The sequence below is a fragment of the Halorhabdus sp. CUG00001 genome (assembly GCF_009797925.1).
Taxonomy (GTDB): domain Archaea; phylum Halobacteriota; class Halobacteria; order Halobacteriales; family Haloarculaceae; genus Halorhabdus.
In genome coordinates this window covers 2,337,830-2,364,388 of sequence record NZ_VOLB01000001.1, presented here as the reverse complement: position 1 = coordinate 2,364,388, position 26,559 = coordinate 2,337,830, and the positions used below count along the sequence as shown (strand labels likewise).

The following is a 26,559-nucleotide window of genomic DNA, read 5'->3' as shown; positions in this document are numbered from 1 at the left end:
CCGCCCGACAACAACACGCTCCGGAGCCAAGTTAGTCGTTAGCGTCCGCCGTCGGCGTCAGTCCCCGGAGTGCTCCGTCCGAGAGTTCCCGGGCTTTGGCTTCGAGGCGATCGGCGACGGCCTCGGTCGGGTCGTCGTTGTCCGTGCCTTCGGCAACGATGTCGACCAGTGCGCTCCCGACGATGATGCCATCGGCACCGGCTGAGACGATCCGCTCGGCGTGATCGCCGGTTTTGATGCCGAAGCCGACGGCCTTGGGGACATCCCACTCGGCGAGGCGTGCGAGGCTCTCGTCGGTCTGATCGCTCACGTCGTCGCGAGCACCGGTCGTGCCCAAGCGTGCCTGAACGTAGACGTACCCCGAGACCCGCTCCATCATCCGCTGGAGGCGCTCGCCTTCCGTCGTCGGCGCGACGATGAAGACCAGATCCAGTCCGTACTCGTCACACGCTGCCCGGAGTGGGTCGGCCTCCTCGGCCGGGAGGTCGGGGACGACCAGCCCCGCGATCCCGGATTCAGCGGCCCGCGCGACGAAGGCCTCGGGTCCTGGCTCCTGGCTCGTGGCTTCGCCGCTTGGCGTTTCCGAGGCGCTGTGGACCTCCCTCGCCCCGTATTGATAGATCAGATTGTAGTAGGTCATACAGACCAGCGGGGCCTCGACGTCCAGATCGTCGACGAACGAAAAGAAGCGGGCGGGCGTCATCCCCGCCTGCAGGGAGCGAACGATCGCGTCCTGAATCGTCGACCCTTCGGCGATCGGCTCCGAGAACGGGAGCCCGAGTTCGATGATGTCTGCCCCGCCACGGTCCAGTGCCTCGACGTACGAAAGGGAGGACTCGTAGTCCGGATCACCGGCGACCAGGTAGGGGATAAATGCGGGCTCGCCGGCCGCGAACACCGCCTCGATTGCGTCGTTGCTCATCGTTCGGCCTCCGCGAAGACACTCATGTCGACGTCGACATCCAAATCGCGTTGCTCCGTTTCCTCGATGACAGTCTCTAAGTCCTTATCACCGCGTCCCGAGAGGTTGATGACCGTCACGTCGCCGACGGCATCCGGGTGCTCTTGGAGATACCCGAACGCGTGAGCACTCTCCAGGGCGGGGATGATCCCTTCCCGTTGGGAAAGACGATGGAACGCCTCCAGGGCAACCTCGTCGTCGACGTTTACCGCTCGGACGCGACCCGAGTCGACGAGATGAGCGAGTTCGGGGCCGACACCGGCATAGTCCAGGCCCGCGGAGACGCTGTGAGACTCCATGATCTGGCCGTCGCTGTCCTGCAGGAGTTTCGTCCGCGCGCCATGGAGGACGCCTTCCTCCCCGGTCGATAGCGTCGCGGAGTTGGGGGCAACGCCCGTCTCCTCGTCGACGTCGAGGGAGGAGCCACCGGCCTCGACGGCGATCAAATCGACGGCCTCGTCCTCACGAAACGCGTCGAAGGCACCCATCGTGTTCGACCCCCCGCCGGCACAGGCGACCACAGAATCCGGGAGGGCGCCAGTCTCCTCGCGGATTTGCTCGCGGGCCTCCTGGCCGATGACCGACTGGAAGTCACGGACCATCCGCGGGAACGGGTCCGGGCCGACGATCGACCCGATGACGTAGTGGGTGTCCTCGACGTTGGTCGCCCAGTCGCGCATCGTCTCGCTGATGGCCTCTTTCAGCGTCCCGCGGCCAGTCGTGACCGGGTTGACCGCCGCACCGTTGAGTCGCATCCGGAAGACGTTGGGCCGCTGACGGTTGATATCGGTCGACCCCATGAAGATCTCACAGGGCATGTCCAAATGGGCGGCAGCCATCGCGGTCGCGGTGCCGTGTTGGCCTGCACCAGTCTCGGCGATGATGCGGTCTTTGCCCATGTACTTCGCCAGCAGGACCTGTCCCAGCGCGTTGTTGAGTTTGTGGGCGCCACCGTGAAGCAAGTCTTCCCGTTTGAGATAGACCTCGGTGTCGTAACGGTCGCTCAACTGCTCGGCGTACTGGAGTGGGGTGGGACGGCCGCCGAAGTCCGCCAGCCGCCGTCGGAACTCGTCCATAAAGCCGTCCTCGTTTTCGAGGACGTATCGTTCGTAGGCGTCGCGCAATTCCTCGATCGCGGGCATCAGTGCCTCGGGGACGTACTGGCCGCCGTAGGCACCGAACTTGCCGTCAGTGTCGCTGCTCATAGCTCTGTGTTCTCCGGGAGTGTTGTCAGTCGTTCCGTGTTCGCACGCACGTCGCCGTCCATGATCGCCGAGCCGATCAGTTGTCCGTCCGCACCTGCGTCCCGCATCCGGGTCACGTCCGCGGTCGTCTCGATCCCGCTCTCGGCGATCAGCGTCACGTCGTCGGGGACCGTAGGTGCAACCGACTCGAACGTCGAGAGATCCAGCTCCAAGTCGGCGAGATCGCGGTTGTTGACGCCGATGAGCTCCGCACCCGCGTCGATCGCTTGCTGGACCTCCTCGCGGGAGTGGGTCTCGACGAGTACCTGAAAGCCCCGGTCACGGGCGGCCGCGAGCATCGCTTCGAGGTCGTCTGTCCCGTCCGCTTCGAGGAATCGGACGATCAAGAGGACGATATCTGCCTCGACCACGTCGAGTTGGGCCTCATAGAGCAGGAAATCCTTCCGGAGGATCGGCACGTCGACGGCCGCCCGAACCCGCCGGAGCGTCTCGGGCGACCCCCCGAAGTGGTCGGGTTCGGTAAGCACCGACAGCGCGGCCGCACCGCCGTCGACCATCTGCTCGGCGAGGGCCACTGGATCGTCAGCGCGCGTCCCCTCTGTCGTTGGACTCGTCGGCTTGACCTCGGCGATCGTCGGCACGCGCCCGTCGCCCTCGGCCCGCTGGAAGGCCCCAGACACCGACCGGGGCTGGACGTCGATCCGCCCGTCGCCCTCGCCACGGTCGCGGGCAGCCTCGATGATCGATCGTACTTCGGGCGCCATCTCCTCACTAGCGTCCATTACCGTACACTAACGTACAGACATGTTCATAAGACTTGCGACACAGACCCGTCCCTACACGGAAGCGAAAGTGGAAAAACCGCCGTTGCCAGGGCGTTCAGAAAGTGTACCCTTCGTCGGGGTCGTCGTCGTGGATCGCGGGATCCTGCTGGTCTTCGACGGTCTGGGAGAACAGATCGTCTTCGGCCAGTTCGGTCGCTTCCTCGGTCGTCTCGTAGGCCGAGACACCCATCGTCAGGAGTTCTTCGACGGCCTGGTCGCGATTGACGAACTCACCTTGCTCGATGAGTCGGTCGATGTCGCTCTCGATACGGTCGGCCAACGAGATCGAAATTTTCGGCATATCCGACGGTGAGTGTTGCATCCGGATGAATCTATCCCTCGGTGCCGGCCGCCCAGACACACCCCAGGCCCGAAACCAGTGGCGGAGGGACCCCGTCCGTAGTGAGTAGCGGATCAGTGCCGCTGTCGTTCCCAGTGTTTTAGGCTAGCCAAAACACTGATACGTGCCACGCCACCTACGGAGAGGTAATGGCCCGAACCGACAATGGTGACGGCGGTCGCGACCGAGAGGTCCCAGTGCAGTGTTTCGAATCGTCTCCCAACCGGACCGTATTCACGGAGGACGGCAATCCCGATGGCTGGATTGCGACCGATCTGACCGTCCAACCGGACCGATGAGGATTCGCTCGGGTCGCGTCCGAACGTTTTAGCGCCCGCCTGCCCTATGCGTTGAGCGTGAGTTCCGTACCCGAACGAAGCGAGATCGACGAGGAGTACAAGTGGGCTCTGGAGTCACTGTATGCAGACGTCGAGGCGTGGGAAGACGCCTACGAGGACGCTGAGGAATTGATCGAGGTCGTCGCCAGTTACGAGGGAGAGGCAACCGCAGACGCCGAAACGTTGCTATCGGTCCTCGACGATTACGAGCAGCTGATGCGCGCGGTCTCGAACGTCAGTTCGTTCGCGCGAATGCGCCGCGACGAGGACACCCGCGACGACGACGCCCAAGCGATGGCTACTCGCGCCCAGTCACTCTCGGCACGAGCCTCCAGTGCGGCGAGTTTCCTGGAACCGGAAATACAGTCCCTGGACCGCGAGGAGGTCGAGGCGCTGATCGAGGCCCAACCGGAGCTCGAAGAGTACGAGCACTACTTCGACGACGTGTTGCGGATGAAACCGCACACGCGCTCGACAGAAGTCGAGTCCCTGCTGGCCGATCTGGGTGAGGTCATGGGCGCACCGGGGGAGGTCTACGACATGCTGACCAACGCCGACATGACCTTCCCCACCGTCGAGGACCCCGACGGCGAGGCCGTCGAGATCACGCTCAACAACTTCACCACCCTCCAGCAGCGTCACGATCGCGAGTTCCGAGAAGACGTCTACGAAGCCTTCTACGACGAGTGGGACACGGTCCACAACGCCGTGAGCACGGCCTACAAGAACACGGTCAAAACGGGGTCGAAGCTGGCGACCGCCCGCAATTACGACACTGCCCGCGAGGCGTCGCTCCATGGCCCGAACATCCCCGTGGAAGTCTACGACACGCTGATCGAAACGGTCCGGGACAATCTCGACCCGCTGCACCGCCACGCCGAACTCAAGCGAGAACACACCGACGGCGACGACCTGCAGATGTGGGACCTGTACGTCCCGCTGACCGAGACCGAGAGTCCAGATATCGAGTACGAGCAGGCCTGTGAGTACGTCGTCGAGGCTCTCGCACCGCTGGGAGAGGACTACCAGTCCCGCGTCGCCGAGGGTCTGGAGTCGCGGTGGGTCGACGTCTACGAGACCCGCGGGAAACAGGCCGGGGCCTATTCGGGCGGGACCTACGACTCCCAGCCGTTCATTCTGCTGAACTACCAGGACGACGTCGAGTCGATGTACACGCTTGCCCACGAGTTGGGCCACTCGCTACACAGCGAGTACACCAGCGAGAACCAGCCCTACGTCTACTCGGGCTACGAGATCTTCGTCGCCGAGGTCGCCTCGACGGTCAACGAGGCACTGCTGACCCGCCATCTGCTTGCGACCGTCGAGGACGACCACCTGCGTCGCCACGTGCTCAATCAGTACCTCGAACGCTTCCGGTCGACGCTGTTCCGCCAGACGATGTTCGCGGAGTTCGAACACCGTGCCCACGAAATGAGCGAGGCGGGCGAGCCGCTGACGCCCGACCGGCTGAACGATCTCTATCGAGAACTCAAAAGCGACTACTACGAGCCCGCCGAGGTCGACGACCGGATCGCCCGCGAGTGGCTGCGGATCCCACACTTCTACCGGTCGTTTTACGTCTTCCAGTATTCGACCGGGATCTCGGCGGCCGTCGCGCTGGCCCGGGCCATCGACGAGGAGGGCGATGAGGCAGCCGAGCGCTATCGGGCGTTCCTCGCCAGTGGGTCCAGCGACTACCCGCTCGAGTTACTCCGAACCGCCGGGGTGGACATGTCCGAGTCCAGCCCGATCGAGGACGCGATCGCCGAGTACGACGACAACCTCGATCGGATGGCAGACTTGCTCTGAGACACGCCCTGGCGGCTAGACAGGGCATCACGAAACGTCGGTGACGTGTCGATCGGGCGGGCAAAGCCGCGACCCAAAGGCACTTTTTCTCCGACCGACTACGTTCATACGTTAGATGTCCCGCAGTCCCTCGCTGCCGGATCGCCCCACGCTGGACCTCGACCCCGAGATGTCGCCTTCTGAGCGGCTCGCAGCGCTCAGAGAGCACTACGTCGACGTCGTTCGGGTCAACGAGGAGTTGAACGAACAACTCGCGGCCGTCCGCCAACGGCAGCGCTCGCTCGCCGAAGAAGTCGACACGCTCGAACGTGAAAACCAAGCGCTCAAGACGTCCTCGCTGTACATCGGCACCGTCGAAGAGGTCGCCGACGACGGCGTGATCGTCAAACAGCACGGTAACAATCAGGAAGTGCTGACCGATCTGCCGACCAACTTGGAAGGCGAGATCGAAGCGGGCGAGCGAGTCGCGATCAACGACTCGTTCAACGTGAAGTCGACGCTCGAAGCCGAGACGGACGCTCGCGCCCAGGCGATGGAGATTTCGGAATCGCCTGGCGTCACCTACGACGACATCGGTGGACTCGAGAGCCAGATCCGGGAGGTCCGAGAAGCCGTCGAACAGCCGTTGATCAACGCCGATCAGTTCCGCAAAGTCGGGATCGACCCGCCCAGTGGCGTCCTCTTGCACGGCCCGCCGGGAACTGGCAAGACGATGCTGGCCAAAGCCGTCGCCAACGAGACCGACGCCACATTCATCAAGATGGCCGGCTCGGAACTGGTCCGAAAGTTCATCGGCGAGGGTGCGAAACTCGTCCGTGATCTGTTCGAACTCGCCGAGGAACGGGAGCCAGCGATCATCTTCATCGACGAGATCGACGCCCTGGCCTCCGAACGGACCGACTCGAAGACCTCCGGGGACGCCGAAGTCCAGCGGACGATGATGCAACTCCTCAGCGAGATGGATGGCTTTGACGACCGCGGGGAGATCCGCATCATCGCCGCCACCAATCGCTTCGACATGCTCGATCGCGCCATCCTCCGGCCCGGTCGCTTCGACCGTCTCATCGAAGTGCCCGAACCCGATCAGGAAGGCCGCGAACGCATCCTGGAGATCCACACCCGCGAGATGAATCTCGCCGAAACAGTCGCCCTCGACGCCGTCGCGACCGAAACTGACGGGCTGACCGGCGCGGAACTGGAGAGTTTGACCACCGAGGCCGGAATGTTCGCCATCCGGGACAGTCGCACCGACGTCCGGCGTGAGGACTTCACGGACGCCATCGAGAAGATTCAGGAAGACGACCACGAGGACAGCGTCGGAACGCCGGTCATGTTCCACTGATCCGGAACGACCGCCCCCACCCCGTTACTCGAACAGCCCAGAGACGTCGTCTTCTCGGGATTGTCGTCGGCTGACGTGTTCGCCGAGTCGCTGGGTCACAATGGCCCGCGCCTGCGGTTCCCGCACGTAATCGAACAGGAACGTGACGAACTGGCTTCCCTCCTCGCCAGCATCCAGATCAGCTCTGGCATATTCGATCGCCTGCTCGATCAACGCTTCTTCGCTCTCTCCCTCGCTCTCGGCGATGGCGTCGGCCGCCAGCACAGTCCCGTCGAAGTCCAGATCGTCGAGTGCGATCGCCTCGCCGTGGTGGGTCAGGGTCGGCGGCTCTCGCCGGTCGACGACCGTCGGATCCTCTCGGACCGCAGCGAGATAGCTCCTGGCAGGCTTGAGATCGACGCCGGCGAAGGCGTCGCCGTAGCCATCGAGGTACGTCGGGGCTTTCTCGGCGAGACTTATCGCCCCGGCCGCGTTGCCCGAGGTCGCGTGGTGGATCGCGACGGCAAACTGGATCAGCCCCTGCAGGAAGTCCTTGCGTTCGTCAGCGTCGCTCATCCCGATCCAATCGTGTTCCCAGGCGTCGTGGGCGGTCCGGTAGCGCCCGGCGTTGTACAGCGCGATACCTGCCCGTAAGGCCGTGTCCATGCGCCCGGCTTGCGGACGAGCGGACTAAACGGCTCCGACGCCGGCCAGTGCCATCCGCCAGCCTATGATCACGACGCCATCAGCCAACGCGTCCGGAGTCGGCACGGTTTTTATTATCGAGTGGTATCACCGATACATGAATCGGCCGACGACTGCTGTCACAGCCGTGCGGGAGGGTGCTATCGGTGAATATCTCGGGAAGATGGGGCCGTCGTGGGTCGCAGGGGCGATCGCCGCCGGCCCGGCCACCATGGCGAGTCTGGTCACGGCGGGCGCACAGTTCGATTACGCACTGCTTTGGGTCGTCGTCCTGTCGGCGTTTGCCGGCGCGATGGCGCAGTATCTCGCGATGCGACTGGGACTGTTGACCGAGCGTGGGATCGTCGCCGTCGTCGAGGATCACGTAGGCGAGTGGTGGGCCTGGGTCCTCGTCGCCGACGCCGTGATCGCGGCCGGGGTCGCCCAGTTGGTGATCATGAACACCGCGGCGACGGTCTCGGCGTCGATCACCGGTTTCGACGCGGGCCTGTGGGGCGTCGTCTGGGCGCTCGTGCTGGCGGCCGGGCTGGCCGGGCGCGGCTATCGGTTCGTCGAACTCGTCGCGAAGCTGCTGGTCACGGCGGTCGTGATCGCGTTCGTCGCGTCGCTGTTCGTCGTCCCGATCGACCCCGGCGCGGCAGCGGGTGGCCTCGTCCCGTCGATCCCCGGCGGGGGCGCAGTCGTCGCAGCGGGCATCCTCGGGGGGGCCGTCCACATCACCCTGATCACGATGCACTCCTATACGATGCGAGCGCGGGAGTGGACGATAGACGAGTACGGCCTGGCGACCGTCGACGTCGGCGCGTCGATGCTGGTCGCCTTTGGCGCCTACAGCGTGGCGATCTTCCTCGTGACTGCAAGCGTCCTGAGCGAGCCCAATCTCACGACGGTCGGCGCGGCCGAGGCCCTCGGCCCGCTGGTCGGGACCAGCGCCGAGTGGCTGTTCTTGCTGGGACTCGGTGGCGCGGCCATCTCGACGCTGGGCGGCAACACGATCGTCCCACCGTTCCTCCTCGCGGACAAACTGGGATGGGGCACGACCGTCGCGGACAGTCGCTACCGGGCGCTGCTGGCTGGCTTCGCCTTGCTGTCGGCCCCCGGCGCGTTCATCGGCGGCGAGGTACTGGGCCAACTCGTCCTCGTGCTGGCGCTTGGCACCGTCGGGACCCCCTTCGCTATTGCCGTCGTCCTCTATCTGCTGAACTCGGGGGCTGTTCCGGAAGCCAACTCAACGCTTGGGAACATCGGGGGCCTCGCGTTGCTGGTGGTCTCTAGTGGGCTGGCGGCGAACTTCGTCCGCGAGCAAGTGAACGCCGGCATCGATCCGCTTTCCGGGGCCGTGCTGACGTTCGGAGGGATACTGGGCATCGCGACTGTCGCGCTGGTTGGCAAGTACATCCACGATCGACCGAGTGCCCGGATCGACTCTGAGCCGGCATGACGGACTCGCCGGTCCCACTCAGCGGGACGACGTTGCTGGCCGGTCCCTCACAGGTCGGCAAGACCCGGACCACTGCACGGGCCTTCGAGGCGTGGCTGGACCGACACGGGACCGACGGCGTCGTCGTCCTGGAGTTCGCACCGGAAGTCGAACGCGACGGGGAGTTGCTGGGCGGTCGCCTGGATCGGTTCACGTCTGTCCCAGACGACGTCTGGCACGGCGTCCTGGACGCACACGCGCCACGGGCCGACGCCACGAGCGACGACGAAGCGCTCGCGTTGGCCCGTGAGAACGCCGAACACGCCCGGACAGTGCTGGAAGCAGCGCCGAAACCGACGGCCGTGTTCGTCAACGACGCGACGATCCCGTTCCAGGCCGACCACGGGAACGTTAGCCTGCTCGTCGATCACCTGGCCGACGCGGAGTGTGCCGTGCTCAACGCCTTCGAGAGCGACGAACTCGGGGCCGAAAATCCGGTTTCACGGCGAGAACGCGACGTTGTGGGGACGCTTCGGGAGCGCGTCGATTGGACGATCAATCTCGAATGAGCAGTCTCCGGGTTGTCGAACGCGTCAGTACTGGGAGACGCGGCCGGCGGGAGCGCCTCGGAAACGGCCAAGAGCGTGGAACGAAGTTCCACAGACAGTCGAACAGCGGGGCCGCGAGACAACGGCAAAGCCATGAGCGGTGAGGGTGGGGCACGTCCGGACGGAGGTCAGTGCGAATGCGATGAGCACTGACCACGGTCGAACGGAGTTCGACCGGAGATTTGAACTCGTGGAGACGTCCGGATCGCTCCCTACCGTCGCTTCCCGGGCCATGGCTTCCTTGCTCAAATTCCCTGATCGAGTTTCTACCGACGCGGTCCCCTCGCTATCGCTCGACGATTGGCGTGGGCAGGAACCGTCCGGACGGAGTCCCACGCGAGCCAAGTGTGCGTGGGGCACGTCCGGACGTGAACGTAGCGAGCAGAAAACTGCGAACGAAGTGAACGTCCGGACGGAGATTTGAACTCCGGTCCCTGGCTCCGCAAGCCAAGAGGATAGTCCACTACCCTATCCGGACTCAACTCACCATTTCGCGCTCCCGGATAAAGGGGTTACGGTTCAGCGAGGGCGACGGGACAAAGGCTCGTTTGAACCTACGGAAGGCCCATTTTCACCCCTCCCAACCTATCGGATATGGAACGACGCCGATTCCTCAAGACAGCAGGCATCGTCAGCGCGATCGGGCTCACGGCTGGCTGTATGGACAGTGGCGCTGAAACAGACCAGCCAAGCGAAAACGACACCGGCGAGCCGAGCGATTCCGCGACGCCGACCGACGACGCCACGCCGACAGAGCGTGACAGGACGGAACCGACCGAGGACGGGGGCCAGACCGGGGATTCGACAACGACCGAAGGTGACAGTTCCAGTAGCGTCGGGTGGGCCAGCGGCGGACGGATGGACGGCGTTGCCTTCGAGTTTTCGTCCGGCCCGCCGGAGTGTGGGCAAGGAGCCGACGAGACCGATATCGAATTCGACACGGACGCTGGGGAACTCATCGTGGAAGGAATCATCAGCGGCGACGACCTCTGTTATCGCGCCCAACTCACCGACATCGCCTACGACAGTGGGGAACGCTCGGTCTCGATCGCCATCGAATCTGTCGAGCGCGAGGACTGTGAGGTGAGTGCCCAGTGTATCGCCGACATCACCTACGAGGCGCGACTGACCTTCGAGGAGGAGTTGCCCGAAAACGCCTCGGTCAGTCACGACGGCCAGGGCATCGCGAGTGCGGCCCACGGGTCCGTCAGCGCCGGCCCAGACGACAGCTGAAGAGAGGGCGAGAATCGCACGCAAGCAGCGACCCCAAAGCCGACGACAACGCTTAAACGGAACGCTACCGTGCCCATCGGTAGACAGATGGGCGCGATCGAGGACGTATACGCGGATCTTGACGCCGATATTTCCGAAGCGGAGTTCCGCGAAGCAGTCGAGGAGAAAGTCGAACAGATGGGGGGCCTGGCAGACGAGGAGACAGCGGCGATGCTCATCGCCCACGAGCTCACCGAAAACGAGGTCGAAACCGTCTCAGATATCGAGGCCGGCATGGAGGAAGTGCAGTTCGTCGCCAAAGCCCTCTCGATCGGCGAGTTGCGGACCTTCGAACGGGACGGGGAAGACACCGAAGACGGCCGCGTCATCAACGTCGAGGCCGCCGACGAGACGGGCACAGTCCGGCTGGCCTTCTGGGACCAAGAGGCGACAGCCATCGACGACGGGGCACTCGAAGTCGGTGACGTCCTCCGGATCCAGGGCCGCCCCCAGGACGGCTACAACGGACTGGAGGTCAGCGTGGACAAGGCCGAACCGGACGAAGCGGTGACGATCGACGTCGAGCCAGGCGGCGGCGAAACGATCGACGCGCTGTCGCTGGGTCAATCGAGCGTCACCGTTCGGGGTGTCGTACTCGATACCGAGCCCATCCGGACCTTCGAACGGGACGACGGCTCGGAGGGGCAGGTCGCCAACGTCGCGATCGGCGACGAGACAGGTCGCGTCCGCGTGACGCTGTGGGACGAACAGGCCGACCGCGCCACGGCAGTCGAGTCGGGCGATGCCGTCGAAGTCGTCGACGGGTACGTCCGCGAGCGCGACGGCGACCTCGAAGTCCACCTCGGCGAAGAGGGGGCCATAGAGACCATCGCAGACGCCGACGTCGAATACGCCCCGGAAACGACACCTATCGACGACGTCCAGAGAGACGAAACCGTCGACATCGGTGGCGTGGTTCGCTCGACCGATCCCACGCGGACGTTCGATCGAGACGACGGCTCGGAGGGACAGGTCAAGAACATCCGCATCCAGGACGACAGCGGTGACATCCGGGTCGCGCTCTGGGGCGAGAAGGCCGATCGTGACCTCGCGCCGGGCGAGGAAGTCGTCTGTGCCGACGTCGAGATCCAGGACGGCTACCAAGACGATCTGGAGGCTTCGGCCGGGTGGCAATCGACGGTCGTCGTGCTCGAAGACGGGGCCTCGATGGCACCCTCCGCCGACCAGGGAGAAAGCGACGCCGGGGGCGAGGAAGGCCACACCGGCCTCTCCGAGTTTGCCGACGAAGGCACGAACGACGAGAATGGATCGAGCGTCGACGAGAGCGGCGAGCAGCGCGACGGCGAAACGGTCGAGTTTACCGGCACCGTCGTCCAGACCGGTGATCCCGTCATCATCGACGACGGTGAGGAGACGGTCAGTGTCGAAACCGGTGAGTCAGTGCGTCTCGGGGAGGAAGTGACGGTGCGAGGACAGCGCCACGAGGGACGCATCGACGTCGAAGAACTGTTCTGAGAACAAAGTGATCGCCGCCGGGTGGAAACCCTTAAGACCCAAACCGCCCCCGTGTGGCGTATGAGCGTCGAGCTACCGTTCGCCCCCGTCGATTCGATCATCCGGCGCAACGCCGGTGGATTGCGGGTGAGCGCCGAGGCGACCGAGGAACTCACTCGCCGGATCCAATCCCGCGGGGCGGAGTTGGCCGTCGACGCCGCTGCACAGGCCGACAACGATGGGCGAAAGACGCTGATGGCAGCTGATTTCGGCGTCGAAACCGTCCCCGAAAAAGACGCGCTCGAAGTGCCGATCGCACCCGTCGATCGGATTGCTCGTCTCGATATCGACGACCGGTACCGGGTCGCGATGGACGCCAGGATCGCATTGGCATCGATTCTGGAAGAGGAAGGCGACGACATCGCTGCCGCCGCGGCGTCGCTGGCCGAACACGCGGGACGCCGAACGATTAAGGCAGCGGACGTCGAAGTCTACTTTCAACTCCAGCAATACGTTGAATGAAATTCGGGTACCGCGAGATCTGCCTCGAACACGACACCGGCAGCCGCCATCCGGAGAGTCCGGACCGGTTGCGGGCCATCAGGCAGACGCTCGAAGACAGTGAAGACGTCACCTACGTCGCGGCCGAGGCCGCGAGCGAGGCGGAAGTGCGTGACGTCCACGACGAGGCGTATGTCGAGTCAGTCCGGCAGTTCTGCGCCAACGGCGGCGGTAACTGGGACGCCGATACGGTCGCTGTCGAGGCAACCTGGGACGCGGCGATGGCGAGTGCCGGCCTGGCCGCCTGGGCGGCCGAAGCCGCACTCGACGGTGCGAACGGTGCCCAGACGCCGTTCGCGCTCGGCCGGCCACCTGGCCACCACGCCGTCGGCGACGACGCCATGGGCTTTTGTTTCGTCAACAACGTCGCCGTCGCCGCCGAGCGGGCACTGACCGAACGGGACGTCGATCGCGTGGCGATCTTAGACTGGGACGTCCACCACGGGAACGGGACGCAGGACATCTTCTATGACCGCGGTGACGTCTACTACGCGTCAATCCACGAAGAAGGACTCTATCCCGGGACTGGCGACATCAGCGAGACTGGCGAGGGGCCGGGAGAGGGGGCGACACTGAACGTCCCGTTCCCGCCCGGATGCGGTGACGCCGACTATCGCTCGGTGTTCGACGTCATCGTCGAACCGGAGTTCGAGGCGTTCGATCCGGACCTTCTGCTGGTGAGTGCCGGGTTCGACGCCCACGAACAGGATCCGATCTCGCGGATGCTCGTCTCCACGGGTGGGTACGGAATGCTCACCGAGCGGTTGGCGACCCTGGCCGACCGTATCGACGCACCGCTGGCGTTCGTACTGGAAGGAGGGTACGGATTAGAGACCCTCTCTGCGGGAGTGCGGGAAGTCCAAGACGTACTCAGTGGCAAGGATCCCGAACCAGTCGAGGGAGATCCCGGCGAAGACGGCCGTAACGTTCGAGACGCACTGATTTATCAGGGCTTTGGCGCGCAGTAAGCGGCCAATTCCGTGCCGAAATCGGTCGCGAGATCGGCGGCCGCCGAGCCAACGAGGACCTCGTAGCCGTCTTCGAGCGCGTCTTCGATCGCCGTGCCGAGTGCGACCTGAAAGAGTTCGTCACTCCGGACCAACGCGTCGGCACAGCGGTAGTCCCGTTCCCGTTCGACGACGTACCGATCGCCCTCGACAAAGGGGCCATACGCATCAGTATCTTGATACGACTCGTAGAAGCCTTCGGCGTGGTCGCGAACGTGCACGGGTGGCCCGACGTGGCGTTCGACGGCAGGTCGCTCGGCGACCGCAAGTTCGGCCAGCAGGACAACCCGGTCGCCGGCAAACCCATCGGCACGAAGCACGTCGAATCCCCGGCGATCGAGCAGCCCGACGATACCTTCGAGGGACTTTTCGAGTTGTGGGTAGAGATCGTCCTCGACGAGATCAGGCGTCGGCAGCGTCACGGCGAGAGGAGTCGTCCCACGCCGCTCGAAGAACGCACGCACGTCGTCGGGCGAGATCGGGTCGGGATCGGCCGGCTCGAAGAGTGACTCACGGGGGTCGGCCAGTAGTTGACGGGCGTAATGCTGGAAGGTTGCGACGTTGGCTTTGGCGAGTGCAGCCCCGACGTTGCGCTCGGGATCGGTGGGATCGATCACGACGAGGGAATCGTCGAACGTCGCCTGTCCGTGGGCCGCCGGATCGAAGCGAACGGGTGGCTGCCAGTCGGCCGCAGCTTCGACGAGTGGCCGGAAGCCACCGTGTTCGACCACCAGTAATTCGGTCAGATAGCCCGAAAAGCCCCGCGTCCGCAAGTCGCTCCCGTAGACGCCGATACCTTTGAGAAAGGCCTTACAGAGCCGGACGTCGGCCGCGAGCTCGTCAGTGAGTCGAGCGTGGAGATACTGCGTGTGGAACGGCGTTCGATCGACAGCGGACTGGATGGCGGTCGCATCCTCGACGTCGTAACAAGGGACCAGATCCACGTCGTAGCCATCGATCTCGCCGACGACGTATGGGTGTTCAGCGTATTCCTCGTGGCCGTCCGGCAAGACGTCGTGGCCGATTTCGAGGCCACGCGTCTCGAGTCGCCCCCGATCAGTTTCGGGTGGAAACCGGACGAAAACGTCGATATCACGATCGCCGGCGATCCAGGTGTCCCGGGCGGTCGAGCCGACGAGCATCACGTCCGCCGCGAGGTCGTGGCTCTCTATGGCACGCTCGGCTCGCTCGATAACCGTCTCGGTGACGTCTCGGAGTTTTCGGCGCTCCTCGGCGTCGGGGTCGACGCGTTCGCGGACGGTATCGAGCAGAGCCGTGACCTCGTCGCTCATGACTGGGAAGATTCGGCAGTGACGGGAAAGCGTAACGGTGCGCCCGCGACCGCCGGCCGGCAGCGGACTCGAAACGAAAGCCCTATCAAATAACTCCGATTACCTCGGGATGCCTGCCGCCGTAGCTCAGATGGTAGAGCACCACGCTGTTAACGTGGTTGTCCCAGGTTCGAGTCCTGGCGGCGGCGTCGTTCTACTGCGAACATGACGACGAGCGTAGCGAGGGCGAACGAAGTGAGCCCTCGATGCGAGCGGTGAAACCGCGAGCGATAGCGAGTCGTCCGTGGGCAGTGTCGACGAAATTCCGTCAGGACTCGAGCCCGGCAGTCCCAGCCCGCGAAACGAACATAGTGAGTGAGCAGGACCGTCTTGGATCGGTTCGAGTCCTAGCGGCGGCCGTGAGTTGGGGTGAAAGTCACGGCAGGCCAGAGTTTGCTCTGACGGCGGCGTGGTTCTGCCAGCGGCAACTTGTGAAGAGCGACAGTCTCCCTCTTGACGAAGACGGTACAATTTTAGTGACCGACCGGATATGGCCGTGTGAGGGCCCGTATCTCAGTCTGGTTAGAGAGAGCGGCTCATAACCGCTTCGTCCTTGGTTCAAATCCGAGCGGGCCCATCCAGTAACTGACCGTTTTGGATTTTTTCTAATACGGCTAGTTGCTGCCTCACGACCCCGAAATCGCGTAGTATAGATTTTTCGGAAACGTGATTGTGAGATCTCGTCCAACTGCTGGACAGCCCTCTCGCGGTTGTGCGACGTTGAGACCCGAAACGAGGGGGTGTGCGTACCCGTTCGTGCTGGGAAGGCGTTCTCTCGGTGACCGCCACCGGCCACGGAGATCAAGACACGCCCTCGTGGTTCGAAGCGGCGACGAGACGGGTACGTTGGCGGTTGGCCGACGGGTACTCGATCCGTCGAGGGAGTCGCGTCAGTCGTCGTTGTCGGCAGTCTGACCCTGTGCGTCCCAGATTTCGCGCATCTTCTCGGCGAAGGCCGCCGTTCGTTGAGGATGGCCGGCCCGGCCAGTGTCGTCGATGGAGACCTCGGCCAGTTCACTGACGAAGTCGCCGTTGAAATCCATGTCTGTGATGGCCTCCGTCACGTCGAACGTGAGCGTGTTGTCTTCCAGTTCGTTCTCGAGCCACGGGACTTTCGACTGGTCGTCGTCGTACTCGATCTCGTAGGTGTCCCCGCCGAGTAGGTCACGGATCGTCGCCATCGACCCGAGTTCGAGCCAGCCATCGTCCCACTGGACGTACAGTGTCCCGTCGTCGAGTTTCGTATCGTATCGCTCCATACCTCGGGATACACCGGTGATTGTATAATACCCTCACGAAGCACGTTCGATACGTCGCTGCTCAAACTCCCGACGCTGATCGACGAACCGGTCCAGAGGGCAACTACCACTCGCCTGCGTCGACACGATCGAGCGCATCGAGAAAGCCATCGGCGAAGGCCGCGCTAGTGACATGATCGGCGGCGTCGATCGCCGCCTCGTCGGCGTTCGCGACGGCGATTGCGGTCCCCGCTCGCTCGAACGTCGAGACGTCGTTTTGGGAGTCACCGATGGCAACGAAATCGTCGGTGTCGTAGCCGAGGGCCGGCGCGACCGATTCGAGTGCATCGCCCTTGCTCATGTTCGGCGATTTGACGTGGTAGGCGTACTGGGTATCGACGACTTCCAGACCGTGCTCGGCGGCGATCGATTCCAGCGGTTCGACCGCGATATCGTGGGCTAGAGCGATCTCCGTCTCCCGCCAGCGGTTGACCAGATCGGCTGGCCCCCAGCCGAGATCGTAGCCGGCTTCGACGTAGGCGTCGGCGACCGCCTGGGCGGCCTCGCGATCGCCGTGGATACGGACTGTATCGGCCCCGTCGACGAACGAGAGGCCGCCGTTCTCGGCGATAACGTTGCGTTGCAGCCCCATGTAGTTACAGAGCGCAATCGGAAAGGGGAGGACTTTCCCCGTGGCGAGGACGACCGGCCCGTTCCAGGCCCGCAGTGCCGTCCCGACGCGGGGATCGAGGATCATCTCGTCGTTGGTCAGCGTTCCGTCGATGTCTGTCACCAGCGGCACCGAGGCGGCGGACATACGTCTACGAACGCGGGCGGCCGGCATGCCGGTTGCGTTTCGCCGTCACGCTGTGAGCGTCTCGTAGGCCTCTTGGACGCGCTTGAACTGATCAGTGTCGCCATCAGGGGCATCCGGGTGGACCGCCTTGACGCGTTCACGGTATGCCGCTCGGATCGTCGCCTGATCGGCGTCCGGATCGACGTTCAAGACGTCACGGGCGTCGCTGGGGGCCATCGACGGACCGGCCCCTGGCGCTGTACCGGGCGTTCTCTGGGAGTGACTGGCGTCGCCACTCGCCGCCCGGTGACGCCGGCCAGTGGTCCGGGGGCCACCGCCGTTGGCTGCCCGTCGATGTCGGCGCTCAGCACTCGCCCGAGCGCGACCACCCGAACGATCCCCGGCCTGGCGGCCCGGCTCCCGGGATCCGGCGCGCCCGCCGTTGGTCGCGGCGCGGCCTTCGACGCGGCGATAGATGCGGGCCGCGAGTCGCCCCGTGCCGTGTGCCCAGAGAATGTACGTCACGGTCCCGAACAGCGCCGCCGGCCCGAGGATCGCGAGGTTGTACAGGATGCCAGCTGCGGCCAAGGCTGCTGTCATGAGTGCGAACGCAGCGGCGAGGCCCACGAGCAGCCGCGATCGGTGCACGTCGCTCACTTGTGGTGGCAGTTCCGTAAGCCTCTCGCCCCCGGCGGTCCCGCCACTCAGTGCAAGCGGCCCCCCGGGGAGATCGGATGTCCACCGGGCGATGCCGCGCTCGTCTTCCGTGCGGATTGGCTCGCCCGGTGGCGCCGAGTCTGGCTGCACGGCCCTTTTTATCCCCCGTGCCCAACCGGCGGCTATGCTCGTCTCTCAGCTCGTCTTCGTCGCCCTGTTAGTGGGGACCGAGGCGTTTTTCACCGCACTCGCCGCGCTGAACCTGCGACACGCCGAGCGGACCGTCAGCGAGGAACGCGAGTGGTTGCGGGACCGACTCGGCGTCGAGGAGCCACAGGAACTGCTGGATTACAACCGACTCGGGACGGCACTGGGACAACTCCAGACGTGGGTGACGCTGCTCGTCGTCTTGCTGGTGCTGTATTCGGGAGTGTACGCCGACGCCGTCGCGGCTCTGGAGGCGACTGGGTGGCCTCTCGTCGTCCGCGGGGCCGTGTTCGTCCTCGGGGCCGCTATCGCCCTCCAGACGATCGCGCTCCCGTTCGATGTCGTCGATACCTTCGTCGTCGAATCGCAGTTCGGCTTCAACCAGCAGACGCTCACGCTCTGGCTCCGTGATCTCGTGGTCTCGCTGGTCGTGCTGGTCGCTCTCGGCGGGGTACTCGCAGCAGCACTGTTCGCGGCGATCGACGCGATTGGGGGCCTGTGGTGGGTGGCCGCGTGGCTACTGTTCGTCGCGTTCGCGCTGGTGATGCAGGTGCTGTATCCGCGTGTGATCGCGCCGCTGTTCAACGACTTCGAGCCGATCGAGGGCGGTGACCTCGCAGACGCCGTGAGTGACGTCTTTGATCGAGCCGGCTTCACTTGCTCGCAACTGTACGAGATGGACGCCAGCCGCCGGTCGAGTCACTCCAACGCGTACTTCACCGGGTTCGGGGCCACCAAGCGCGTAGTCCTGTTCGACACGCTCATCGAGCAGCTCTCGGTGCCGTCACTGCAGGCTGTCCTGGCTCACGAACTGGCACACTACAAGCGTGGTCACGTCTGGAAACAGTTGGCCGCCGGGACCGTCCAGATCGGCGTGTTGCTGTTCGGTGCCGCCCTGCTGGTCGAGGCCACCTGGCTGTACGACATGTTCGGCATCGCGGGGGAGCCGATCTACGCCGGCCTCGGGGTGGCTGCACTGTTGCTCGAACCAGTCGCACGGCTGTCCGCGCCGCTTTCGAACCGACTATCGCTGGCCCACGAGCGAGAGGCCGACGCCTTCGCTGTCGAGGTCATCGAGGCCGACGCCATGGTCGAGGCACTCTGTGATCTGACCGGCGAGAACCTCTCGAACCCGTTTCCCCATCCGCTGTATGCAACCTTCCACTACGATCACCCGCCGATCCCGGACCGGATCAAACACATTCGGGAAACAGCGGGCAAAAGCGAACAGACAGCACAAGTGTAAGTCTGTGCCCCCAAGACGAGTGGGCTAACTCAGTTCGACGACTTCGACGTCCGTGACTCGATCGTCGGCCTCCATGGCATCGACAACCTCGTCGCTGACAGGCGTGTCGAGGTTGTAGACGGACATGGCCTCGCCGTCGATGGCCTCGCGGGCGTTTGCCATCCCGGCGATATTGATGTCGTACTCGCCGAGGATCGAGCCGAGCGAGCCGATGACGCCCGGTTCGTCGTTGTTGTACGAGATGAGCATCGTGCCGTGTGGGGTCGCATCGACGCGGAACCCATCGATCTCGACGATCCGGGGTTCGTTGTCGCCAAAGAGGGTTCCGCTGACGGTCAGTTCGTGCTCGTCGTCGGAGACGGTGATCGACACCAGATTCTGGTAGTCTTCGGTCTCGCGGCGGCGGCTCTCGACGACCTGGATCCCGCGCTGTTCGGCGATCCGGGTCGGGGCGTCGACGACGACGTCCTGCCAGCCGAAGGGGTTGAACACGGCTGCGGTGAGCAGGTCGACTTCCTCGTTGGCCAACTCGCCGGCGTACTCGATTTCGATGGACTGGACGCGACCGTCGAACAGTCGCAAGGCGAGTTTACTGGCCGTCTCGGCGACGTCGACGTACGCTCGCGTCTCGGGATCGGAACTCGCGTCCGTCGAGGGGATATTGAGCGCGTTCTGGACTTCGTCACCCTCGAGCCCGGAGATGATACTGTTTGCGGCGGTAACAGCGACGTTGACCTGCGCGTTGTAGGTCTTGGCACCGAGGTGGGGTGTGACGACAACGTCGTCGACCGCGAGCAGCGGATTGTCCTCGGCCGGTGGTTCCGTCGAGAAGACATCCACGCCGGCAGCCTCGATGTCGCCGCTCTCGACGGCATCGGCAAGCGCTTGCTCGTCGATGATACCACCACGGGAGCTCAACACGACGAGATCGCCGCCGAAACGATCGATCTGCTCGGGACCGATCAGGTCCCGCGTCTCGTCGGTCAGGCGAGCCTGGACCGAGAGGAGATCGACGCGTTCGAGCAGTTCATCGAGGTCGAGGAGTTCGATGCCCATCTGGCGAGCGCGAGCCTCTCCCAGGTACGGATCGTAGGCGAGCAGATCCATCCCGAGATTGTCAAAGCGCCAGGCGACTTCCTGGCCAAGGCGACCCAGGCCAACGATCCCGGCGGTCATCCCGCCCAGTTCCAGCCCCTCGAAAGACGCCCCATCCCAACCGCCATCGCCGACCTGCATGTGGCCCTGCGGGATGCGCTTTGCGGCGTTAAAGGCCAGGCCGATCGTGTGCTCGGCCGCGGCATAGACGTTTCCGCGGGGTGCGTTGGCCACGATGACGCCGTGGTCGGTCGCTGCCGGGATATCGATGTTGTCCACCCCGATCCCCGCCCGCGAGACGACCTTGAGATTTGGTGCGTTCTCGAAAACCTCACGGGTAATCTCCGTCCCGCGGATGAGCATTGCGTCGATATCCTCGACGATCTCGAGAACGCCGTCGGTATCGATGTCGACGTCCTCGACGATGTCCAGGCCGGCACTCCGGAGGCGCGCCAGACCAGCGTCGTCGATCGGGTCCGTGACCAGTACCTTCATGCCTGGAGGGAATTTCCCCACCACATTAACCTTTTAGAGTTCGTCGCGACGCGCGAGTCACCGCCGCCGAGAAAACGAGGGGTCGCCGAACGGAAATTCGGAGCCTCAGACCGGTTCGCCAAGCATCTCGGCGAGATCCTCTTCGGGATCGCCGATGGCCTGGAGCCCGAACTCGTCGTTGAGGAGCTCAACCACGTCGTCGGTGAGCCACTCGGGGATCGTCGGGCCGATGCGGACGTCCTGAATACCCAGGTCGAACAGGCCCAGCAGGACGGCGACGGCTTTCTGTTCGAACCACGAGAGGACGATGCTCACGGGCAGGTCGTTGACGCCACAGTCGAAGGCTTCGGCCAGTGCCTGGGCGATCTTGACCGTCGAGATGGAGTTGTTACACTGCCCCAGGTCGATGAAGCGGGGGATGTCCGTCCCGGGAACGGTGCCGTATTCGAGGTCGTTGAAGCGGAACTTGCCACAGCCGGTCGTCAGGACGACACAATCGTCAGGGACGTTCTTGGCGAGTTCGCGGTAGTAGGCACGACCGTCGGTCGGGGCGTCACAGCCCGCGATGACGAAGAAGTGCCGGAGCTTGCCCTCCTCGACGGCTTCGACGATCTGGGGTGCCAGGTCGAGGACCGTCTCGTGGTAGAAGCCCGTCGAGAGGGTTTCGTCACTGTTCCACTCGTCGTCGGCGGGTTCGGGCAGTTCCTTGGCCTGTTCGATGACGGGCGCAAAGTCACCGTCCTCGATATGGGTCGCCCCTTCAAGGCCGGCGACGGTCGTCGTGTAGAACCGATCGACGTAATCATCGACCGGCGGCATCAAGCAGTTCGACGTCCCGACGATCGCGCCGGGGAACTCACGGAACAGATCCCGCTGGTCGAACCACGCTTCGCCGACGTTACCCTTCAGGTGGTCGTATTTGGCGAGTTCGGGGTAGCCGTGGGCGGGCAGCATCTCCGAGTGGGTATAGACGTTGATCCCCTCGCCTTCGGTCTGTTCGAGCAGTTCCTTCAGGGCGTACAGATCGTGGCCGGTAACGACGATCGACTTCCCATCGACCTGATTCTCCGGGACTTCGGCGGGTTCGGGTTTGCCCAGCGTGTCGACGTGAGCCTGATCGAGCAGTTCCATGGCGTCGATGGCGGCCGAGCCCAGGTCCAGGGCCTGGCCGACCGTCTCGTCCATGTCGAAGTTGACGTTCGTCAGCGTGTGAAACAGCGTCTCGTGGACGGTCGCATCGACACCCTCATCGACGTATCCCATCTCGCGGGCATGATGGGCGTACGCCGAGACGCCTTTCGCGCCGAGGATCATCGTCTCCTGTAAACTGTCGAGGTTCGGGTCCTTGCCACAGACGCCCTGGACGGTACAGCCACCGTCGAGCGTTTGCTCACACTGCAGGCAGTCCATCATACACGTCACTGTCCGGACGCCACCCATATACCTCGTCTACCAACTCCCCGTCTTCTGGGAACGGGAGCGAACACGTTCGTCCAGGTTGTTTATACGGTGTTTGCGAACGTCGAATTTCGCGTACAGTAGCGGCCAGAACGTACAGAACAGTGAACGATTATGTAAAATGATGTTGTTCCCGGAAGTCAGGCGAGATCGGCGGGCGGCCCGCCCGGCAGGTCATCGCGATCGTGGGAGGCCTCGAAGTCCAGATCCGGTCCCGTCGGGACGATGCGCTTGGGACTCACGTCGGGATGGGTCGTGTAGTAGTGTTCTTTGATATGAGCCAGGTCGACCGTCTTGGCGACGTCTCCCGTTTGATACACGTCACGCAGATACGGCCAGAGGTGGTCGTACTCCCGAATCAGCTTGTGGTTGCACATGAAGTGGGTGTGATAGACCGCATCGAATCGGACGAGGGTAGTGAACATCGCGATGTCGGCCTCAGTCAGACGATCACCCGCGAGATAGCGCTGGTCGGCGAGCACCGAATCCCAGTGATCGAGGGCATCGAACAACTCCTCGAGTGCTTCGTCGTAGGCATCCTGGGAATCGGCGAAGCCAGCCTTGTAGACACCGTTGTTGATCGGTTCGTAGATGTCCTCGATGAGCCGGTCGATCTCCTCGCGATAGCCCTCGGGATAGAGATCGACGTCGTTGTCGGCCACATCGTCGAATTCCGTATCGAGCATCCGCATGATCTCGGCGGACTCGTTGTTGACGATCGTGTCTTCCTGTTTGTCCCAGAGGACCGGCACGGTTACGCGGCCAGTCATGTCGGGATCGGCCGCCACGTAGATCTCTCGAAGGTAGTCGCTTCCGTTGATCGTGTCGGGTGTACAGCCGTCTTTCTCGGGGGTGAACTGCCAACCGTCGTCGCCGCGGTAAGGATCGACGTAATCGACCGTGATCGCGTCTTCGAGTCCCCTCAGCGTCCGCGTGAGCAGCGTCCGGTGTGCCCACGGACAGGCCCGGCAGACGTAGAGGTGATACCGGCCGGCCTCGGGCTGAAATCGCGCGTCGGGATCGTCCTCGATGCGATCGCGGAAAGCAGTCGTCTGGCGCTCGAAAGCACCATCTTCGTTGGTCGTCTGGTAGGCGTCGGTACGCCACTCACCATCGACGAGCATGTTCATTGTACCGCTTACTTGGCGACCGCGACGCATAAACCTCAGAGTGACGTGAGTGTTACCACCAGTTGCACTGGCGTGAGATCTGCCCGGTGAAACTGGCTTCGAAGCCCTTATTTGACGCCTTTCCCTCTGATTCGCCAAGAGAAACCCATGTCGGAAAAACCAGCCTCGATGTACCGGGACATCGACAAGCCGTCCTACACCCGGCGCGAATACATCACCGGTATCCCCGGTTCGAAGATCGCACAGCACAAGATGGGCGACGCTGACACCGACCCTGAAGACTATCCCGTCCAGATCTCGCTGGTCGTCGAGGAGACTGTCCAGCTTCGCCACGGCTCGATGGAGGCCTCGCGGCTGTCGGCCAACCGCCATCTGATCAAGGAACTGGGCGAGGGCAACTACAAGATGGTCCTCCGGAAGTTCCCCCACCAGGTCATCCGGGAGAACAAGCAGGCAACCGGCGCAGGTGCCGACCGTGTTTCCGACGGGATGCGTCAGTCCTTCGGCAAGATCGTCGGCACGGCCGCTCGCGTCCAAGCGGGGGAACGGCTGTTCACCGCCTACTGTGACGTCGATCAGGCCGACGCCGTCAAGGAAGCCTTCCGTCGGGCCTACAACAAGATCACACCGCCCTGCCGGATCAAAATCGAGCGTGGCGAAGAGTTGCTGATCGCGTAACGCCACCCACTTTTCTCGTCGCCACTCTGTCCACGGTAACTCGCAGCGTTGGCCCTCCACGACTGGCACGAAGAGAGTCAACTCGCCGTCGACCGGAATGACGACGCCAACGCTACGAACAGGCACATCGAGGAAACGCCAACGAGCCACACGAGGAGTTGCGATCTGTCACGACTGGTGACTGGCCCGTGTGGTCAGTACGCCGAACGTCACCTGGGAGGTTACGAGCGGCGACGAGGCCGCGTTATCCGTCGTAAGAAATGCCCAGTTCGTCGAGGAACGTCCGTGCGCCTGCGGCCGAGGAACCAGGTCCACGCGCAGTCACGAGGTCGCCATCGACGGTGACGCTAGTCTCAGCATCGAGTTGTGCATCCCAGTCGGCCCCAGCGGCTTTGACCTCATCTTCGACCCAGTACGGTAGTTTCCGGCCGTCAGGCATGCGGTCGTGATCGTCGACGATCCCGGCTTCCCACTCGTTGGGAAAGCCAGTGACCGAGCGCCCGTCGACGAGATACCCGCCGTCGCTATCGCGCGTAAACGCCAAGATCCCGACGGTGTGACAAACGACGAGGGCTTTCCCATCGTCGCCTTCGACGGCCTCTCGAAGGGCTGTCCGTGCGTGCTTGTCTTGATTGACGTCCCATTCAGCGCCGTGGCCACCGGGGAAGACGATCGCATCGAACGACGTCGGGTCGAGGGCCGCAAGCGGTTCGGGATCGTTCAATCGCTCGTCGTTCTCGTGGATCTCCCGAACGCGTTGGGCCGTCTCCTCGCCGACCTCATCGGGATCGACCGAGCGCTCGTCCAAAACGGCAGGACCGCCAGATGGCGTCGCGACAGTGATATCGACACCCGCTTCGTCGAAAGTCGTCAACGGTTCGATACATTCTTCGCCCCAATAGCCGTGTTCACTGACAATGAATAGTGCAGTCGGCATCGATGGGAAGTAGTGGACGAACAGTGAAATACTGATTGGCTACGGCAACCCGCTGGCGAGTGTGGACACGCTCGATGCAACAAGCAGACGTTCCGGACGGCTCTGGATTGCTACTCGGCACCGCGATACGGGGGCGATTTGTATCTGTTCTACGGTGACGAGCATCTCGCAGGAATCGAGTCGCTCCCGGCGACAGCGCCCCGGGGTCTGGAGACCGGTATTGACCGATCCTCGAAAGTACTCCAGCGAACCCACAGTCAAAACGCGGTGGGGTCGACGAGGTCCGACACCAAGTCGGCCGTCGGCTAGATTGAGACACAACTTGCCGTGTCGCCTTCGCAGCGGTCGGTATCGGCGATGTCCAGATCGGATGGAGCGACTGCGAGCCCAGGCAGCCACCGTTCTGCCGTCAGTCCGACGATTGATGACCAGAGCAGCCCAATCGAGATGGTTAAGCCACCCAGTGGCCGTTCGGGTCGTCACGATCGATGCGGGCGTATCGCACAGTTCGATCCGCTTGGGTAGGGAAGCGACGCGAAACGATCCGACGAAGCAAAAGTGGAATGCCGCCTCCCGGATTTGAACCGGGGACAGCTCGATCTTCAGTCGAGTGCTCTCCCAGTCTGAGCTAAGGCGGCGCGTACTCCGAACGTCGGTGACCGTCACAAAAAGGATTTCGAAAGCCGGCGCCGGAGCTTACTGTTCGGCGAGCCCGTCGATGAGGAACTCCGCCGACGTGCGAGTGGTCGCCATCGGGGTATCGTGGACGTCACAAATGCGCAACAGAGCCGAGATATCGGGTTCGTGTGGCTGGGCGGTCAGCGGGTCACGGAGGAAGACGATACCATCGACGGCCTCGTCTGCGACCTCCGCCCCGATCTGGGTGTCGCCACCGAGGGGGCCGGACTGTTTGCGTTCGACGGCAAGGTCAGTCTCTTCCATGATTCGCTTCCCGGTCGTCCCGGTACAGACGAGTTCGAACTCCGAGAGGGCGTCCTCGTGAGTCCGAACGAAGTCGATCATTTCGGGCTTCTCGTCGTCGTGAGCGATCAGCGCGATCCGTGTCATACGTCTACCAGACAGGGCGGCGAATAAAGAAGTTGAGTATTCACGACTGGATCGCGACCGGCCTAGGGACCCTGGACGTCGACGTCTCCCGAGCGATGGACAGTCACGTCGTACGCCTCGACAGTAAAGGAACATTCGGTAGCGCCGTCGGTGTCGTCGAATACCGACGCGAGGGCCGCTTGGTCGACGTATTCGGCCAGCGGATCGAGAGCTGCAGGATCAGTGTCGGTCGCCGCGGCGATAGCATCGAAGACGAGGGTATCGATAGCACGGGGCTGAATCCAGGAATCCTCGTCCGCGCCGTCTGGGATGACATAGCGATCACCCGGACACATGTGACTGTGTGGAAGGACGTCGTGCATAAAGCACCTCGGAGGAGTTTCGCGCGCTGAAAGAG

General features: G+C 63.6%; 26 protein-coding genes and 4 tRNA genes. 13 read left to right on the top strand and 17 right to left on the bottom strand.

Annotation, left to right across the window (positions count from 1 at the left end):
• Window positions 1–31: 31 nt before the first annotated feature.
• From trpA to FR699_RS11695, 4 genes are all read right to left on the bottom strand, one after another.
• Window positions 32–922: a tryptophan synthase subunit alpha gene (gene trpA / locus FR699_RS11710; RefSeq protein WP_158855514.1), complete on the bottom strand. Its 891-nt coding sequence runs from the start codon at window positions 920–922 to the stop codon at window positions 32–34.
• Window positions 919–2,166 carry a tryptophan synthase subunit beta gene (gene trpB, locus FR699_RS11705; protein WP_158855513.1) on the bottom strand — a complete coding sequence of 416 codons (1,248 nt, stop codon included), beginning with the start codon at window positions 2,164–2,166 and terminating at the stop codon, window positions 919–921. Before trpB ends, trpA begins: the two co-directional genes overlap by 4 nt.
• Window positions 2,163–2,948, bottom strand: a complete 786-nt coding sequence (gene trpC, locus FR699_RS11700; protein WP_154552588.1) for an indole-3-glycerol phosphate synthase — start codon at window positions 2,946–2,948, stop codon at window positions 2,163–2,165. Before trpC ends, trpB begins: the two co-directional genes overlap by 4 nt.
• Window positions 2,949–3,045: 97 nt before the next feature.
• The gene (locus FR699_RS11695) at window positions 3,046–3,291 is read right to left on the bottom strand and encodes a CopG family transcriptional regulator (protein WP_154552589.1); all 246 of its coding nucleotides are present in this window, start codon (window positions 3,289–3,291) and stop codon (window positions 3,046–3,048) included.
• A 188-nt stretch (window positions 3,292–3,479) separates the two neighbouring features.
• On the opposite strand from FR699_RS11695, the gene FR699_RS13225 reads away from it, so the two are divergent.
• The 3 genes from FR699_RS13225 (at window position 3,480) to FR699_RS11685 (ending at window position 6,819) form a co-directional block, all read left to right on the top strand.
• Window positions 3,480–3,629 (top strand): hypothetical protein, encoded by a 150-nt coding sequence (locus tag FR699_RS13225; protein ID WP_195837577.1) that lies wholly within the window; start codon window positions 3,480–3,482, stop codon window positions 3,627–3,629.
• 57 nt (window positions 3,630–3,686) lie between these two features.
• Window positions 3,687–5,477: an oligoendopeptidase F gene (gene pepF, locus FR699_RS11690; RefSeq protein ID WP_158855512.1), complete on the top strand. Its 1,791-nt coding sequence runs from the start codon at window positions 3,687–3,689 to the stop codon at window positions 5,475–5,477.
• 115 nt (window positions 5,478–5,592) lie between these two features.
• Window positions 5,593–6,819: a proteasome-activating nucleotidase gene (locus FR699_RS11685; protein WP_154552592.1), complete on the top strand. Its 1,227-nt coding sequence runs from the start codon at window positions 5,593–5,595 to the stop codon at window positions 6,817–6,819.
• A gap of 24 nt (window positions 6,820–6,843) precedes the next feature.
• Here FR699_RS11685 and FR699_RS11680 read toward each other — a convergent pair whose 3' ends face one another.
• Window positions 6,844–7,464: a DUF309 domain-containing protein gene (locus tag FR699_RS11680; RefSeq protein WP_154552593.1), complete on the bottom strand. Its 621-nt coding sequence runs from the start codon at window positions 7,462–7,464 to the stop codon at window positions 6,844–6,846.
• 136 nt (window positions 7,465–7,600) lie between these two features.
• Here FR699_RS11680 and FR699_RS11675 point away from each other — a divergent pair, with 136 nt between their 5' ends.
• Window positions 7,601–8,944, top strand: coding sequence for an NRAMP family divalent metal transporter (locus FR699_RS11675; protein WP_158855511.1), 1,344 nt, complete (start codon window positions 7,601–7,603; stop codon window positions 8,942–8,944).
• Entirely contained in the window at window positions 8,941–9,492 is a 552-nt protein-coding gene (locus FR699_RS11670; RefSeq protein WP_158855510.1) for a hypothetical protein, read from the top strand. Before FR699_RS11675 ends, FR699_RS11670 begins: the two co-directional genes overlap by 4 nt.
• 444 nt (window positions 9,493–9,936) lie before the next feature.
• On the opposite strand, the gene FR699_RS11665 is transcribed toward FR699_RS11670, so the two are convergent.
• Window positions 9,937–10,009 (bottom strand) — tRNA-Arg (locus tag FR699_RS11665).
• Window positions 10,010–10,125: 116 nt separating this feature from the next.
• On the opposite strand from FR699_RS11665, the gene FR699_RS11660 reads away from it, so the two are divergent.
• The 4 genes from FR699_RS11660 (at window position 10,126) to FR699_RS11645 (ending at window position 13,787) form a co-directional block, all read left to right on the top strand.
• Window positions 10,126–10,764: a hypothetical protein gene (locus tag FR699_RS11660; RefSeq protein ID WP_158855509.1), complete on the top strand. Its 639-nt coding sequence runs from the start codon at window positions 10,126–10,128 to the stop codon at window positions 10,762–10,764.
• An 87-nt stretch (window positions 10,765–10,851) separates the two neighbouring features.
• Window positions 10,852–12,279 carry a single-stranded DNA binding protein gene (locus FR699_RS11655; RefSeq protein ID WP_158855745.1) on the top strand — a complete coding sequence of 476 codons (1,428 nt, stop codon included), beginning with the start codon at window positions 10,852–10,854 and terminating at the stop codon, window positions 12,277–12,279.
• Between the two features lie 60 nt (window positions 12,280–12,339).
• Window positions 12,340–12,780, top strand: a complete 441-nt coding sequence (locus FR699_RS13455) for a histone (RefSeq protein ID WP_154552597.1) — start codon at window positions 12,340–12,342, stop codon at window positions 12,778–12,780.
• Window positions 12,777–13,787, top strand: a complete 1,011-nt coding sequence (locus FR699_RS11645) for a histone deacetylase (protein ID WP_158855508.1) — start codon at window positions 12,777–12,779, stop codon at window positions 13,785–13,787. The genes FR699_RS13455 and FR699_RS11645 overlap by 4 nt, the downstream gene beginning before the upstream one ends.
• Here FR699_RS11645 and cca read toward each other — a convergent pair.
• Window positions 13,766–15,118, bottom strand: coding sequence for a CCA tRNA nucleotidyltransferase (gene cca / locus FR699_RS11640; protein ID WP_154552599.1), 1,353 nt, complete (start codon window positions 15,116–15,118; stop codon window positions 13,766–13,768). The two genes, FR699_RS11645 and cca, sit on opposite strands and share 22 nt — an antisense overlap.
• 115 nt (window positions 15,119–15,233) lie before the next feature.
• Between cca and FR699_RS11635 the strand changes: the two genes are divergently transcribed.
• Window positions 15,234–15,306: transfer RNA gene (locus FR699_RS11635), tRNA-Asn, on the top strand.
• Window positions 15,307–15,659: 353 nt separating this feature from the next.
• Window positions 15,660–15,734, top strand: a tRNA-Ile gene (locus FR699_RS11630).
• 313 nt (window positions 15,735–16,047) lie between these two features.
• On the opposite strand, the gene FR699_RS11625 is transcribed toward FR699_RS11630, so the two are convergent.
• The 3 genes from FR699_RS11625 to FR699_RS11615 form a co-directional block, all read right to left on the bottom strand.
• On the bottom strand, window positions 16,048–16,416 hold the full coding sequence (locus FR699_RS11625) for a hypothetical protein (RefSeq protein ID WP_154552600.1): 369 nt from the start codon (window positions 16,414–16,416) through the stop codon (window positions 16,048–16,050).
• A 103-nt stretch (window positions 16,417–16,519) separates the two neighbouring features.
• Entirely contained in the window at window positions 16,520–17,212 is a 693-nt protein-coding gene (locus FR699_RS11620) for a phosphoglycolate phosphatase (RefSeq protein WP_154552601.1), read from the bottom strand.
• Between the two features lie 45 nt (window positions 17,213–17,257).
• Window positions 17,258–17,839 carry a J domain-containing protein gene (locus FR699_RS11615; RefSeq protein WP_158855507.1) on the bottom strand — a complete coding sequence of 194 codons (582 nt, stop codon included), beginning with the start codon at window positions 17,837–17,839 and terminating at the stop codon, window positions 17,258–17,260.
• Between the two features lie 193 nt (window positions 17,840–18,032).
• Here FR699_RS11615 and FR699_RS11610 point away from each other — a divergent pair, with 193 nt between their 5' ends.
• Window positions 18,033–19,301 (top strand): M48 family metallopeptidase, encoded by a 1,269-nt coding sequence (locus tag FR699_RS11610; RefSeq protein ID WP_158855506.1) that lies wholly within the window; start codon window positions 18,033–18,035, stop codon window positions 19,299–19,301.
• 24 nt (window positions 19,302–19,325) lie between these two features.
• Here the strand turns inward: FR699_RS11610 and serA are convergent, their stop codons facing one another.
• The 3 genes from serA to FR699_RS11595 form a co-directional block, all read right to left on the bottom strand.
• Window positions 19,326–20,891, bottom strand: coding sequence for a phosphoglycerate dehydrogenase (gene serA, locus FR699_RS11605; RefSeq protein ID WP_158855505.1), 1,566 nt, complete (start codon window positions 20,889–20,891; stop codon window positions 19,326–19,328).
• Window positions 20,892–20,996: 105 nt separating this feature from the next.
• A complete protein-coding gene (gene hcp, locus FR699_RS11600) occupies window positions 20,997–22,304 on the bottom strand; it encodes a hydroxylamine reductase (protein WP_199268317.1) in 1,308 nt (435 codons plus the stop codon).
• A 185-nt stretch (window positions 22,305–22,489) separates the two neighbouring features.
• Window positions 22,490–23,479: a glutathione S-transferase family protein gene (locus tag FR699_RS11595; protein ID WP_154552605.1), complete on the bottom strand. Its 990-nt coding sequence runs from the start codon at window positions 23,477–23,479 to the stop codon at window positions 22,490–22,492.
• 147 nt (window positions 23,480–23,626) lie between these two features.
• Between FR699_RS11595 and FR699_RS11590 the strand changes: the two genes are divergently transcribed.
• Window positions 23,627–24,157, top strand: coding sequence for a 50S ribosomal protein L16 (locus FR699_RS11590; protein ID WP_154552606.1), 531 nt, complete (start codon window positions 23,627–23,629; stop codon window positions 24,155–24,157).
• A 244-nt stretch (window positions 24,158–24,401) separates the two neighbouring features.
• Here FR699_RS11590 and FR699_RS11585 read toward each other — a convergent pair whose 3' ends face one another.
• From FR699_RS11585 to FR699_RS11570, 4 genes are all read right to left on the bottom strand, one after another.
• Window positions 24,402–25,094 carry a type 1 glutamine amidotransferase domain-containing protein gene (locus FR699_RS11585; protein WP_154552607.1) on the bottom strand — a complete coding sequence of 231 codons (693 nt, stop codon included), beginning with the start codon at window positions 25,092–25,094 and terminating at the stop codon, window positions 24,402–24,404.
• 564 nt (window positions 25,095–25,658) lie between these two features.
• Window positions 25,659–25,732: transfer RNA gene (locus FR699_RS11580), tRNA-Phe, on the bottom strand.
• A 58-nt stretch (window positions 25,733–25,790) separates the two neighbouring features.
• Window positions 25,791–26,162, bottom strand: a complete 372-nt coding sequence (locus FR699_RS11575) for a methylglyoxal synthase (protein ID WP_154552616.1) — start codon at window positions 26,160–26,162, stop codon at window positions 25,791–25,793.
• A 62-nt stretch (window positions 26,163–26,224) separates the two neighbouring features.
• The gene (locus FR699_RS11570; RefSeq protein WP_233263409.1) at window positions 26,225–26,524 is read right to left on the bottom strand and encodes a HalOD1 output domain-containing protein; all 300 of its coding nucleotides are present in this window, start codon (window positions 26,522–26,524) and stop codon (window positions 26,225–26,227) included.
• Window positions 26,525–26,559 lie beyond the last annotated feature (35 nt).